A 13031-nucleotide genomic window follows, 5' to 3' on the forward strand; every position below is an offset into this window, starting at 1 on the left:
AACCGTCTTATCTGCCCTATCAGTTTTTATCCAACTGTGGTCAGAGCCTTAAATGCTTCATATACAAGAAATGCAGGCCATACCATGGCCTTTAAAAAACCAACTACCCCCATACCAAAACTGGTTGCATGAGAAATAAAGAATACAGCGGCACCAATAAATCCAAGTCCGTAAACTGCTCCCGAAGACGCATTACGTGACGCATTCCTGGAATGACTCTTTGAGTTGTGATCGTTCATAATGTTTTAGTTTACAATGTTTTGCAATTTAGTATTTTTATTTAACATTTGGTATTTCAATGCTGTGAAGTTTTTTAAAGGTTCATTTTATTATATCCAAATCACTTTTTATTAGAAAAAGGTATCAAGACTGTTGGGAAGAATGTTAATTTCTTTATTTTTATATTTTGCAATAGTGACTTAAAACAGCTAAATTTGCCAACTGATTGATTACAGGACAAATGGATTATAATTCAACACGAGAAAAATTGAAGTTACCGGAATACGGAAGAAATGTTCAGAATATGGTGAACCATATGATGACAATAAAGGACAGGGATGAAAGAACCCGGTGTGCATACGCTATAGTATCAGTAATGGGAAATATGTTTCCGCATTTAAGGGATGTATCTGATTTTGACCAGAAATTATGGGATCATTTATCCATAATGTCAGATTTCAATCTTGATATTGACAGTCCCTGCCCGTTGCCAACCGAAGAGACTTTACATAAACAACATGAAAAACTTCCATATCTTGAACAGGATATACGCATAAGGCATTATGGTAAAAACATTGAAATGCTGGTGGAATATGCCTTACAAATGGAAGATCCGAAGGAAAAAGATCAGTTGGTATTGCTGATTACTAACCATATGAAAAAAATGTTTTTGCAATGGAACAAAGATGTGGTTACTGACGCCAAGATCTTCGATGATTTGTATTTGTTATCAGAAGGAAAACTGGCTTATTCCGAAAAGGATTTTAAATTGGTGGATCCCAAAATTGTTGTCAACAAACAGCGTAAAAAGAAGAATCCCAATAAAAAATAACGCTTAAATTGCTCTGAATGTCAACATTCGTAATTGAAGGCGGGAATCAGTTAAAAGGCGAAATTATTCCTCAGGGAGCTAAAAATGAAGCCCTGCAAATTATTTGTGCCGTATTACTGACTCCCGAAGAAGTCATCATACACAATATTCCTGATATTCTCGATGTCAACAATCTTATTCAGTTGTTAAAGGATTTTGGAGTAACTGTAAAAAAACTCGGAGAAGGTTCATTTTCATTTAAAGCAGAAAATATTGACCTTCAATATCTTCAGTCAGAAACATTCAGATCTAAAAGTGCTTCTCTGCGAGGTTCTATTATGATTATAGGTCCTCTCCTTGCCCGTTTTGGCAAAGCCTACATTCCGAAACCCGGCGGTGATAAAATAGGACGACGCAGGCTTGACACACACTTTATCGGCATTCAGAAACTGGGTGCAAAATTTAATTTTGAGTATAAAGATAATTTCTACAGGGTCAGCGCTGATCGCCTGAAAGGAGCTTACATGCTGCTGGATGAAGCATCGGTTACCGGTACGGCCAATTTATTAATGGCTGCCGTTCTGGCTGAGGGCCTAACAACCATTTACAACGCGGCTTGTGAACCCTACATTCAGCAATTGTGTAAAATGCTGAACAACATGGGTGCAAAAATATCCGGTGTAGGATCCAATCTGCTCACCATTGAAGGAGTAGATTCCATGGGAGGCTGTACGCATACTATGTTACCCGATATGATTGAAGTTGGCAGTTTTATTGGACTTGCTGCGATGACTGCATCCGAAATTACACTTAAAAATGTGTCTTTTGATAATCTCGGAATCATTCCTCAGCAGTTTAAAAGACTGGGAATAATTTTCGAACAAAAAGACGACGACATTTATATTCCATCTCAGTCAGGCTATGAAATCGAAACCTTTATCGACGGTTCCATCATGACTATTGCCGATGCCCCATGGCCCGGCTTAACTCCTGACTTATTAAGTATATTTCTGGTTGTTGCCACCCAGGCTAAAGGGAGTGTGCTTATCCATCAGAAAATGTTTGAAAGCCGCCTGTTTTTCGTAGATAAACTGATTGACATGGGGGCGCAGATTATATTATGTGATCCTCACAGGGCAACAGTTATAGGACTGGAAAAAAGGGCACGATTAAGATCATCAATAATGACGAGTCCTGATATACGTGCAGGTGTTGCATTGCTCATTGCTGCACTCTCAGCCGAAGGAACGTCAACCATTCATAACGTGGAACAGATAGACCGTGGATATCAGGACATTGACAAGCGCCTGAATGCCATCGGAGCCAATATCACCCGGCTCCCCTAATTGGTCTTGTATAATAATCCATTGTGAATCGCAAGACGTAATAGTAGTATTTTTTTGCGATCTATGATTAACCAACTACATATTATTCATTATTTATTACTGTTGTCCTGTAAAAGCTTCAGAGATTCCTCACTACACTCGGAATGACAGGCATTTGCTGGCTGTTGGGCTTGAGGATGGGTTGGTTTGCGTGCGACAGATTTCCAAACCAACCCATCCTCAAGCCTCATTTGAATCTAAAAGACTGTCATCCTGAGCGTAGTAAAATGAAGCGAAGAATCTTTAAGTAATATTGATTTTTAGCCGGACAACTATGATTCTTTATTATTAATTATTAATCTTCCGTTGTAGCAAAATAAAAAACAAAAAGAGGTCACCTTTGCGGGCGACCTCTTTGGTTTTGCTGTACTGAGTTCCTCTATATCAGTTCGATACTTCGTTTTACAAATTTGTTCAGGTCCTCACCTTTTAGCATGTTATTGGATAACAATGCAAGGTCAATGAGTTGCTTTACGAGTTTGTTCTTCTGTCCATATTCATTCAGAAGCGTTTCCTTTTTCTTTTTCAACTCATCCAGTTTGTTGCCAACATCGTGTAACTCTTCTTTTTCTGCGCTTGGAATTTCTTCGTCTTTCTTCCCTTCTTTTGCTTTTTCCAGCTCTTCCTGACGTTTCGCCAACGTTGAAATCTTACTTTTCATTCCTTTCAGATCTTTTTCAAGATCTTTGTCTTTATCTTCGTTGATACGCATTACAAGCGGATGGTTGGCATTTATTACCAGGTTGTAATTATCCGGCATATCACCGTAAAAACTCATTCCTCCCTGAAGTTCTGCCATATCCTTCATGCGGCGCATAAATTCATTCTGAGTGATCAAAACCGGTGAATCATTCTCTCCCATAGCCTCAAATGTTACCAGGAAGTTGGACTTACCACGTTGTGGCAACTGTCCATGGAAAATAGGTGTCAAATCAAGACGGTCCCCTTCAGAGAGTTTCATCTCCTGGTGTTCATCTTTTGGAATCAGTTTTTCCACTACATCACCGTCTACACGCACAAAACGGCTGTCCTTTAATTTGGTTTCAAGATGATTAATAAAGTGAGAATCCAGTTGGCCGTCCATTTGCAACACATCGTACCCTTTATTTTTAGCAGCTTCAATAAACGTAAACTGTGCATCCACATCGGTTGCATACAAATAAACCACTTGTTTATCCTTATCGGTCTGGTTGTCTTTTATAATATTCTGATATTCCTCAAGCGTAAAATATTTTCCTTCTGTATTTTTAAGGAGTACAAATTTTTCAGCCCGCTCGTAGAATTTCTCTTCCGTGATCATGCCGTATTCAATAAAGATCTTCAGATCATCCCATTTTTCTTCAAATTGTTTACGGTCATTCTTATAGATCTCATTCAAACGGTCAGCTACCTTTTTGGTGATATGGCTGCTTATTTTTTTCACATTGCTGTCACTCTGCAAATACGAACGGGATACATTTAACGGGATATCCGGTGAATCGATCACACCATGCAAAAGCGTCAGAAATTCAGGCACAACTCCTTCAACAGAATCAGTAACAAATACCTGGTTGCTGTATAGCTGAATTTTATTTTTCTGAACTTCAATGTTCTTTTTCAGTTTCGGGAAATATAAGATACCGGTCAGATTAAACGGATAATCCACATTCAGGTGAATGTTGAACAGCGGATCATCAGCCATAGGATACAGCTGTTTGTAGAATTTCAGGTAATCCTCATCCTTGAGATCAGCCGGCGCTTTTGTCCAGGCCGGTTTCGTATCGTTGATGATATTATCCTCATCTGTATCCACCTGTTTATCTTCTTTCCATTCTTTTTTCTTACCAAAGGCAATTTCAACCGGCAGGAATTTGCAGTATTTTTTCAGCAGATCTTCTACCCTGCTTTCTTCAAGAAATTCCTTATTATCATCATCAATATACATGACGATATCTGTTCCACGTCTTTCCTTTTTAACGTCGGTCAGTTCAAATTCCGGACTTCCGTCACATTCCCATCTTACGCCCTCTGAACCATCTTTAAATGACTTTGTAAGGACTTCCACTTTTTTAGAGACCATAAAAGAGGAATAGAATCCCAATCCAAAATGACCAATGATGGCCTGTGCATCATTTTTATATTTTTCAACAAATTCGTTGGCACCGGAGAATGCGATCTGATTAATATACCTATCAATCTCTTCAGAAGTCATTCCGACACCGGCATCAGAAACAGTAAGGGTCTTTTTCTTTTTATCAATGCTGACCCTAATCGTCAAATCACCAAGTTCTCCTTTGAATTCACCTACAGAAGCAAGTGTTTTTAACTTCTGTGTTGCATCCACAGCATTAGAAACGATTTCGCGCAAAAAAATCTCGTGGTCGCTGTATAAAAACTTTTTGATAATCGGGAAAAGGTTGTCCGAGCTAACCCCTATTTTTCCTTTTTGCATATTGAGTAATTTTTTAAATTAAACATTCAATTTTGCGCTTCTTTTATCAAAGAAAGTGCCATTGCTCAAAACTGACAAATAGACATTTATAACGTGACAATTTTTGCATGGGATCATCTCAAATGTGACAATTCTCCATTTAGGAGAACAGGTTTTATAGCAGTGCCTGTTTTCTTAACTACTAAAAATAATTACCTTCGGTGACAAATCAGACCTGAATGTTCAAGCAAAAGAAAATACGTAAAGAAGAACTTCTGCAATCTTTTGGAAAGCCATCTGCTGATGAAGTTGATATTGACTTAATAGCAGCGTTTTTCAATAAAAAAGATAAAAGCGATACTTATCATGTCATTTCATATAAAACCTGTCTGGACCTTGACCTGGATACCTTGTTTCAGTATCTGGATAGAACCACTTCACCCGTTGGCAAACAGGTTTTGTATGATAAACTGCGCACCATATATTCCACTGAAAATAATAAGGATAAAAAGGAAGCCCTGATCCAAAAATTTATGGACGATCCGGAATTCAGGGTGTCGGTTCAATTAAAACTCAATAAGGTAGATCATAAAAACGGGTATTACATTCCCTCACTGTTTCAGGACGAACATCTTGAACCACCCCGTTGGTTTAGTGTCATAAAATTTCTTTCATTTACCAGTGTAGCATCATTGATTCTGCTGCCTTTTAATATCAGCTTCCTGTTTATTGTGCTGGCGCTTTTTGCGGTAAATACGGTAATCCATTACTGGAATAAAAATAATCTTTACCAGTATCTGGGATCCATACCACAATTACTTAAACTGAATGCTGTTGCCAGAGATCTTTATCAATATAATGATTTTAAATTTATTGACGACAAAGTCCCTCAAGCGCTTTCTGTCCTGAATAAAATCAGAAACCGCATGTCGTTTTTCAGACTGGAATCGGGACTGCAAAGCGAAATACAGGCAATAACATGGGGCATACTGGAACTATTTAAAATATTGTTTCTGATTGAACCGCTGTTGCTCTTTGATGTTCTGAAATTACTCGACACACGTCGCGACGAAATAGAAACACTGTTTACTTTCACCGGTGAAATTGATGCACTGATTTCCATTGCATCACTCCGAAGCGAACCGGATCAGGTTTGTATTCCTGAAATATCAGACAAATCACAAATAATTGCTGACTCGGTATATCATCCCCTGATAGAAGATTGTGTGGTAAATTCTATTAACACAGGCAACAAATCCGTTCTGCTGACCGGTTCAAACATGTCAGGCAAAACCACTTTTATACGCACAATTGGCCTGAATGTGATCACGGCTCTTACCTTAAATACCTGTTTTGCAAAATCCTTTATCACATCCCGTTTTGCGGTTTCCTCTGCCATCCGGATCAGCGATGATCTGCTGAATGATAAAAGCTATTATTTTGAAGAGGTTCTTACCATAAAATCCATGATTGATGCATCTGTATCCGGAAAATCCAACTTTTTTTTGCTGGATGAAATTTTTAAGGGAACCAATACGGTAGAACGCATTTCTGCAGGTAAAGCCGTTTTATCAGAACTGAGCCGGAATGGTAACCTGGTATTTGTCTCCACACACGATATTGAATTGACAGATTTGCTTCAGGACAGTTACGAGTTGTACCACTTTAGTGAACGTGTGGAGCATTCCAATGTGGATTTTGACTATATTCTGAAACGGGGAAAACTAACGCAACGCAATGCTATCCGAATTCTCGAAATTAATGGTTATCCGGAATCGGTTATAAAAGAAGCCGTTACCTTATCACAGAATTTTGATGAGATTTTCAGAAAGTCTTAACATTTTATGTGAAAGTATTATTGGAATTTATCTACAAGAGACGATCTTAGTATTTTATTTTACCGTTTTCGTCTTCTGTCTTTTATTCATATTTCTCGCTGATAATAACAGAATAGATCGCGAAGTTTCGCAGATTTTAATCCGGACTTCATTTCTAATTTTTCAAAATAGCTACATGTTTTTTACAACCCCAAACAAAAAAAATTGTCTTTTAAAATAAAGCAGAATATTACGGAGTAATCCAAATTTTATGTTTTGCGTTCTTTTCAACCTCAGTTCACCTCCATTTACTAACAATTCACAGTAAAAAAATGCGGCTTATCAGTTTCTGGTTCAGTAGATGAAAAGCTGTATATAATTTTGATAAAAAACAAGGATGATACGTTTTCTTATTCTGGCAATTTTCACAATTTCTTCTGGAAATATTTTCCCAAAAGATTATGCCATTCTATCGGAATGGAAAACAGATAAAACATCGGATGGCATAAGTATCAGTTACCGATGGGTTACTATTGGTGATACACTTAAAACCCGCGAAATGAAAACTGTTTTGCATATATATGCGTCACCGGAAGCGATTCTGAAGCAGTTTAAATCGAATGAAAAGCTCAGTAAATGGACAGCCGGCAGTAGAAACTGTTCGGTATTGCAATCTTCAGAAGACGAATGGATTACCTATACGCTTTATGATATGCCTTGGCCGTTCACATCGAACGATCTGGTTACTTTATATCGTAAAACGATTCATAATAAAATCACACGCATTTTTATTGAAAGTACACCGGATTATATTCCTGAAAAGGCTGATACAGAGCGGATGGAACATTACCGGGGGCACTGGGATCTGATTCCTGAACCGGATGGCAGCACAAGGGTTGAATTTTGTACAACATCCTTTACAAAACCTGTGTTTCCCCGTTTTATTCAGGATCCCATATTACAGGAAATAATGATTGATTCTATGATAAAATTAAGAAAACAGGCAGAAGAAGAGTTATGATACGTAAAACATTCAGAAAAATAATATCAATAAATGGTGAACCCAAAACCATCGCAAGAGGATTTGCTTTAGGATCGTTCATTGGCATGTTACCTATTCCGGGATTTCAGATGTTGGTTTCCCTTGCAATTGCTGCCTTAATCAAGGTTAATAAAAAAGCTGCCTGCATAGGTGTTTTCAATACCAATGTAGCCACGGGAGCTTTTGTATTTGCCTTTAATTACTGGCTGGGAAAATCCATTCTAAACCTTTCACCACATTTTGTCATGCCGGAAAAGATTGGGTTCTCATTCATTTTTACAGTTCTGGAATCTGGCAAGGATGTGTTTCTATGTATGCTAACCGGTGGAATTATCACCGGACTTATCGCATTATTTTCTGTGTATTATATCACCATGTATTATTTTAAAGTCAAACAATATGCAACCAATAAATAAACCATATGCTGTGATAACGGGAGCCAGCAAAGGTCTGGGATTAGAGCTGGCAAAGTCTGTAGCTGCTCAGAACAGGAATCTGATCCTCGTGTCCCTTCCCGGCGAATCCATCAGGGAAAGAGCTGAAGAATTAATGAAATCCTTTAAAATAGATGTTAGATATTACGAAACAGATCTGACTAATCTTGAAAACATCAACGTTCTCAGCTCCTGGATCAAGGCTAATTTTAACATAGATATGCTGATTAATAATGCAGGAACCGGAGGTAGCTGCGATTTTACACTCAGTGAAACAGAATACCTGAACACTATTATGCAACTGAATATGACGGCAACGGTTATGCTGACCCGGAAACTTATTCCCCTATTACAGAAACAGGAACGGGCCTACATTCTGAATATAGCCAGTATGGCTTCGTTTGGTCCCATGCCTTACAAAACCGTTTATCCGGCATCTAAAGCTTTTATATACTCTTTTTCGCGCGGATTGTATGCCGAATTACGTCGCACTAATATCTTTGTCAGTGTGGCACATCCGGGACCAATGGCTACCACACCTGAAATCGCAGCACGTATCCGAAAACACAACAGGTTGATCAGGACAACGGTACTATCTCCCGAAAAAACGGCACAAATCTGTATCAGGCAACTGTTAAAGGAAGACTCACTGATTTTACCCGGTTTTATGAATAAAGTCAGCTGGCTGATTATTAAAATGAGTCCTGTCTGGCTACGGCTCCATATTTTCAGACGGTCATTGTTGAAAGAACTTAGGCCACAAATAGTATAAAACTGATAAATTTTCCTTATGTTAAATACAAAAGACGATAATTATTAACTGATCGAATGCAGAGCTAATGGAACAGATTCTTGTTACAGGCGGAACCGGTTTTTTAGGATATCACATTGTGAATGAGGCTATAGGTCAAGGTTATGCCGTAAAAGCTATTGTTCGCAAACACAGTGACATATCCTTTTTATCTCAACTGGATTGCCATATTATCTACGGTGATATTACTTCAAAACAAGACGTAACAGAAGCTGTAAAAGGATGCCATTATGTTATTCATTGTGCGGCAAAAACATCGCAAACAGGAAAATTAAATGAATTTATTCCGGTTAATGTAACCAGCACCCAGCTCATCATTGAAGCATGCCAGCAATTTAATGTTAAACGATTGGTTTATGTTGGAAGTGCCAACAGCTTTACCAACGGTACCAAAATACAGCCGGGAACGGAAGATTCGGGTTTTATACCGTGGCTTCAAAAATCAGGTTATGCCATGAGCAAATATATGGCTCAAAGCATGTTACAAAAAACCTGTAAAGATAAAACGATTGATGCAGTTATTGTGGCTCCTACTTTTATGATTGGGTCATACGATGTAAAACCTTCCAGTGGTAAACTCCTGCTACAGGGGCTTAAGGGCATTGCCTTCTATCCACCCGGAGGAAAAAGTTTTGTGAGTGTAACGAATGTGGCAAACGCTACAGTTAACGCATTAAAAAAAGGTAAATCTGGAGAAGCATATCTGTTGTCCGGTATCAACCTTACATATGGTGAGTTTTTCAGGATTGTTGGCAAAAACAGTTCTAAGAAGCAGATTTTAATAAAAGTACCCGGATTGATACTAAAGCTTGCAGGCTTAATTGGTGACTTGCTGACCAGTATGGGAAATGATGTGTCTTATAATTCAATAAACATAAGGTTATTGATGCTTTCTAATTACTTCTCGAACCAAAAAGCAAAAAAAGAACTTGGGTTGAAAGACACAGAGATTAACAGTTCCGTTCAGGACGCAATAGACTGGTTCACAGAAAATAATTACATTTGAGGATGCTCAATATCGATTTTACACATATTAATAAGATTTGGCTGAGACTATTTATCATTTACTTCGTATGCCTGTTAATTAAAGCCTTTGATCTTACGTTTGGCGGTTTCTTTGATATTACATTTCGGGGCCTGACATTTACAACATTTTTTCTGGGTTACTGGTATCTGGTCTGGCATATAGCCGATAGGATTGAAAAAACATTTCAGCGGGGAAATATGAACGGACTGACTCAGATTGTACTGCATCTGACTTACGGGTATTTTGTAAGTATCGTATTTAATATGTCTTACCGTATTTGGGATACAGCATTTTATGGGAATGGAGACGAATGGGCAAGGAATCGTTTACTGAATCCGGAGTTAACGGTGAGTCTGACCCTTTTCTATTTTCTCATTTACGTCACTAATCAGTATTTCAGATCGAATATCGCTGCAAGGGAAAAACAGATACGTCTGGAATCGCTTGAAAAGGAAGCTGCTGTGGCACAATACAGAGCTTTAAAATCACAAATTGAACCTCATTTTTTATTCAACAGTCTGAGTGTTCTTTCTTCTGTTGTCTATAAGGACGCAGATATGGCCAACAAGTTCATTATAAAATTATCGCGCACGCTTAGGTATGTGATAGAAAAGAATGAGCATACTTTGGTGAAGCTTCAGGAGGAACTGCAAATTGTGAGCGACTATATTTTTTTGTTGAAAGTGAGATTCGGAGAGAGCATAATATTTAATTATGAGATCCCACCAGAACTGATCCGTATCTATTCAGTGCCTCCTGTTTCCGTTCAGCTGCTGGTAGAAAATGCGGTAAACCACAATTCATTTTCTGAAGATAATCCACTGAATATTACATTGAAAATTGAAGATGGCAATTTAAGTGTCAGTAATAATATTTCGAAACGGACGGAAAAAAAAGATTCTACCGGGCTGGGACTGCTGAACCTTTCAAAGCGCTTCAAACTGGTTGCAGGAAAGGACATTCAAATAAAAGATGACGGGGAGAATTATACCGTAATTCTCCCATTATTAACCAGCGACTATAATACGGCAAGTTTGAAAAAACCAATACGGCAATGAATGTACTGATATTTGAAGATGAAATTCACTCAGCCAATATGCTGGTAAAATTACTGGAACAATATGATCCGGAAATCAGGATTGTGGATATTATCGGAAGTGTAGAGAATGGTATACATTGGTTTAAATCTCATCCCTTCCCCGATCTGATCTTTCAGGATATCAGGCTTTCTGATGGTGACTGTTTCAGCATTTATGAGGCCGTTCAGGTACCAACGCCTGTAATCTTCACGACGGCTTACAGTAGTTACGCCATTCAGTCCTTCAGGGTCAATAATATTGATTATCTCCTGAAACCTTATGACTTTAAGGATTTAAAGAAAGCCATTGACAAGTTTAAAGCAGTTAAAGCTTATCACATGCCTGTAGAAAATAAAATATTAAGGGAGATTCTGGAAGAAAGGAAAGCTATTCCGAGACAACGGATTTTGGTTAAAACAGGAGATAACTTCAAAACGGTACGGTGCAGTGACCTGGTATGTTTTTATTCGGAAGATGGATTGACCTTTGCCCTTACACCGGAAAACAGACGTTTGATTGTTGATGAGACTCTCTCAACGCTGGAAGATCAGCTGAATGCGGCACAATTCTTTAGGATAAGCCGCAAATTCATCGTTAATATTGACCATATTATAAAAATTACGCAATGGTTTAACAACCGGCTAAAACTGCAACTATCAGCTAATTTAGATGAGGATATCCTGGTAAGCAGAGAACGGGTTACAAAGTTTAAGCAATGGCTTAACCTTTGAAATTATGAATTTCTGTTGTCCGGTTAAAGCTTCTTCAGAGATTCCTCGCTTCACTCGGAATGACAGGCAGCTGCTGGCTGTTGGGCTGGAGGATGGGTTGGTTTTCGAATCTGTAGAAAACCAACCCATTCTCCAGCCCCATATGAACCTAAGAGACTGTCATTCTGAGCGTAATAAAATGAAGCGAAGAATCTTTAAGCAATACTGATTTTTAAACGGATGACAGTAATTATGAAATACGGATTAGTAATGACTGATATACATTATGTCAAATCCCCTGTCCGTCTTTGACGGACACCCCCATTTACAAAGGGGGACGTATTAACCCGCAGTTGTATGTGCCGTCCTCCTTTCCTGAAAGGAGGTGTCCCGACATGTCGGGACGGAGGATTTAACCGGATACTGAACAAGTCGAAGTTCTTCATTCTTCCTTATTCATTCTTCACTAAAACGAGAACTCGTTTTACAACGTTTTTAGCCCGCTGAAGGATTAATTCTTTAAGCCAGGGAATAAGTGAGGAATGCCAGCGCTGCGGGTGGAAGGTAAACATAATCCGGTCAGGCAGTCTGTCCTGTTGAATAGCTTTAATGATATCTTTAGTGGAATGAAATACCAGACCTTCTCTCTCCCATCGTTCCTGATGCTCCAGGATCTTATCACGTACACTTACCTTATAACCGTCCCAACGGCGACCGGTATCGGTTAAATATAAGACCGTACTGAAATCCACATCAAAGTAGGGTTCTCCTGTAATGCCGTAATCGTGGTAATCATAGATTTGCCACAATGTGCGGTTGTCATATTTACTTAAAGGTGCACCCTCAGCAACAATAGTCTTTACAGGTGCAATGGTTCTCAAAAGACTTAGATTTGATTTAAAACGATCGATAGCTTTACTGAAATTACCACCGGATTCCGTAAGATCATCATAATGATAACCAATTTCGTGGTTTAGAGACTTCAGTTTTTCAATGACACCTTTCAGGTTTAACTCCTTTAAAATTCTAATATAAAAAGTACCTCTTATATTGAATTCATGAAGGATTTCAGCTATGTAAATTGTATTTCTTAAATTTTTCTCTGAATCAAATCTTAGGGTGACCGTTTTAGTTTTTTTAGTAGTAATAAAATCTGAAAACACCTGAAAATCATATCCTGCCTGCACTAATGCATTCAGTAGTTGTTGATATGTTTTTAAGGTGAAATCCATTTTTGGGGGGTGACGGGTGAAAAGTTACAATTGAATGGTGATCTATTGCATTAA

The 13031-nt window shown here is 38.3% G+C and carries 12 protein-coding genes; 9 read left to right on the forward strand and 3 right to left on the reverse strand.

From position 1 onward, the window contains the following. Positions 1-26 precede the first annotated feature (26 nt). The gene (locus tag ACE01N_RS05930) at positions 27-239 is read right to left on the reverse strand and encodes a hypothetical protein (protein ID WP_375726841.1); all 213 of its coding nucleotides are present in this window, start codon (positions 237-239) and stop codon (positions 27-29) included. A 221-nt stretch (positions 240-460) separates the two neighbouring features. Here ACE01N_RS05930 and ACE01N_RS05935 point away from each other — a divergent pair, with 221 nt between their 5' ends. Together ACE01N_RS05935 and murA are read left to right on the forward strand one after the other, a co-directional pair. After that, positions 461-1051 carry a DUF4290 domain-containing protein gene (locus tag ACE01N_RS05935; protein WP_375726842.1) on the forward strand — a complete coding sequence of 197 codons (591 nt, stop codon included), beginning with the start codon at positions 461-463 and terminating at the stop codon, positions 1049-1051. Positions 1052-1068: 17 nt separating this feature from the next. Beyond that, positions 1069-2376 carry a UDP-N-acetylglucosamine 1-carboxyvinyltransferase gene (murA, locus tag ACE01N_RS05940; RefSeq protein ID WP_380585785.1) on the forward strand — a complete coding sequence of 436 codons (1308 nt, stop codon included), beginning with the start codon at positions 1069-1071 and terminating at the stop codon, positions 2374-2376. A 418-nt stretch (positions 2377-2794) separates the two neighbouring features. Here murA and htpG read toward each other — a convergent pair whose 3' ends face one another. Further along, complete coding sequence (gene htpG / locus ACE01N_RS05945; protein ID WP_380585788.1) at positions 2795-4846, reverse strand: molecular chaperone HtpG; 2052 nt, start codon at positions 4844-4846, stop codon at positions 2795-2797. A 218-nt stretch (positions 4847-5064) separates the two neighbouring features. Between htpG and ACE01N_RS05950 the strand changes: the two genes are divergently transcribed. The 7 genes from ACE01N_RS05950 (at position 5065) to ACE01N_RS05980 (ending at position 11766) form a co-directional block, all read left to right on the forward strand. Then, positions 5065-6663 carry a MutS-related protein gene (locus ACE01N_RS05950; protein WP_380585789.1) on the forward strand — a complete coding sequence of 533 codons (1599 nt, stop codon included), beginning with the start codon at positions 5065-5067 and terminating at the stop codon, positions 6661-6663. A gap of 376 nt (positions 6664-7039) precedes the next feature. Next, positions 7040-7663 carry an SRPBCC family protein gene (locus ACE01N_RS05955; RefSeq protein ID WP_380585790.1) on the forward strand — a complete coding sequence of 208 codons (624 nt, stop codon included), beginning with the start codon at positions 7040-7042 and terminating at the stop codon, positions 7661-7663. Then, positions 7660-8100 (forward strand): DUF2062 domain-containing protein, encoded by a 441-nt coding sequence (locus ACE01N_RS05960; RefSeq protein WP_380585792.1) that lies wholly within the window; start codon positions 7660-7662, stop codon positions 8098-8100. The genes ACE01N_RS05955 and ACE01N_RS05960 overlap by 4 nt, the downstream gene beginning before the upstream one ends. Next, entirely contained in the window at positions 8084-8890 is an 807-nt protein-coding gene (locus ACE01N_RS05965) for an SDR family NAD(P)-dependent oxidoreductase (RefSeq protein WP_380585794.1), read from the forward strand. The genes ACE01N_RS05960 and ACE01N_RS05965 overlap by 17 nt, the downstream gene beginning before the upstream one ends. A 67-nt stretch (positions 8891-8957) precedes the next feature. Continuing rightward, entirely contained in the window at positions 8958-9935 is a 978-nt protein-coding gene (locus tag ACE01N_RS05970; protein ID WP_380585796.1) for an NAD-dependent epimerase/dehydratase family protein, read from the forward strand. A 2-nt stretch (positions 9936-9937) separates the two neighbouring features. Further along, complete coding sequence (locus tag ACE01N_RS05975) at positions 9938-11014, forward strand: sensor histidine kinase (protein WP_380585798.1); 1077 nt, start codon at positions 9938-9940, stop codon at positions 11012-11014. Beyond that, positions 11011-11766, forward strand: coding sequence for a LytR/AlgR family response regulator transcription factor (locus ACE01N_RS05980; protein ID WP_380585800.1), 756 nt, complete (start codon positions 11011-11013; stop codon positions 11764-11766). Before ACE01N_RS05975 ends, ACE01N_RS05980 begins: the two co-directional genes overlap by 4 nt. Positions 11767-12197: 431 nt before the next feature. On the opposite strand, the gene ACE01N_RS05985 is transcribed toward ACE01N_RS05980, so the two are convergent. Beyond that, positions 12198-12977: a hypothetical protein gene (locus ACE01N_RS05985; protein WP_380585802.1), complete on the reverse strand. Its 780-nt coding sequence runs from the start codon at positions 12975-12977 to the stop codon at positions 12198-12200. Positions 12978-13031: the final 54 nt, after the last annotated feature.

Origin of the sequence: Quyinboa ferrireducens (assembly GCF_042436675.1) — a bacterium.
In the GTDB taxonomy this organism is placed as follows: Bacteria; Bacteroidota; Bacteroidia; order Bacteroidales; family UBA5342; genus JBHJHP01.

What these genes read in the sequence shown, in the direction of transcription:
- ACE01N_RS05930 (WP_375726841.1), bottom strand. Translation starts at nt 239, where the DNA reads ATGAACGATCACAACTCAAAGAGTCATTCCAGGAATGCGTCACGTAAT.
- ACE01N_RS05935 (WP_375726842.1), top strand. Translation starts at nt 461, where the DNA reads ATGGATTATAATTCAACACGAGAAAAATTGAAGTTACCGGAATACGGA.
- murA (WP_380585785.1), top strand. Translation starts at nt 1,069, where the DNA reads ATGTCAACATTCGTAATTGAAGGCGGGAATCAGTTAAAAGGCGAAATT.
- htpG (WP_380585788.1), bottom strand. Translation starts at nt 4,846, where the DNA reads ATGCAAAAAGGAAAAATAGGGGTTAGCTCGGACAACCTTTTCCCGATT.
- ACE01N_RS05950 (WP_380585789.1), top strand. Translation starts at nt 5,065, where the DNA reads ATGTTCAAGCAAAAGAAAATACGTAAAGAAGAACTTCTGCAATCTTTT.
- ACE01N_RS05955 (WP_380585790.1), top strand. Translation starts at nt 7,040, where the DNA reads ATGATACGTTTTCTTATTCTGGCAATTTTCACAATTTCTTCTGGAAAT.
- ACE01N_RS05960 (WP_380585792.1), top strand. Translation starts at nt 7,660, where the DNA reads ATGATACGTAAAACATTCAGAAAAATAATATCAATAAATGGTGAACCC.
- ACE01N_RS05965 (WP_380585794.1), top strand. Translation starts at nt 8,084, where the DNA reads ATGCAACCAATAAATAAACCATATGCTGTGATAACGGGAGCCAGCAAA.
- ACE01N_RS05970 (WP_380585796.1), top strand. Translation starts at nt 8,958, where the DNA reads ATGGAACAGATTCTTGTTACAGGCGGAACCGGTTTTTTAGGATATCAC.
- ACE01N_RS05975 (WP_380585798.1), top strand. Translation starts at nt 9,938, where the DNA reads ATGCTCAATATCGATTTTACACATATTAATAAGATTTGGCTGAGACTA.
- ACE01N_RS05980 (WP_380585800.1), top strand. Translation starts at nt 11,011, where the DNA reads ATGAATGTACTGATATTTGAAGATGAAATTCACTCAGCCAATATGCTG.
- ACE01N_RS05985 (WP_380585802.1), bottom strand. Translation starts at nt 12,977, where the DNA reads ATGGATTTCACCTTAAAAACATATCAACAACTACTGAATGCATTAGTG.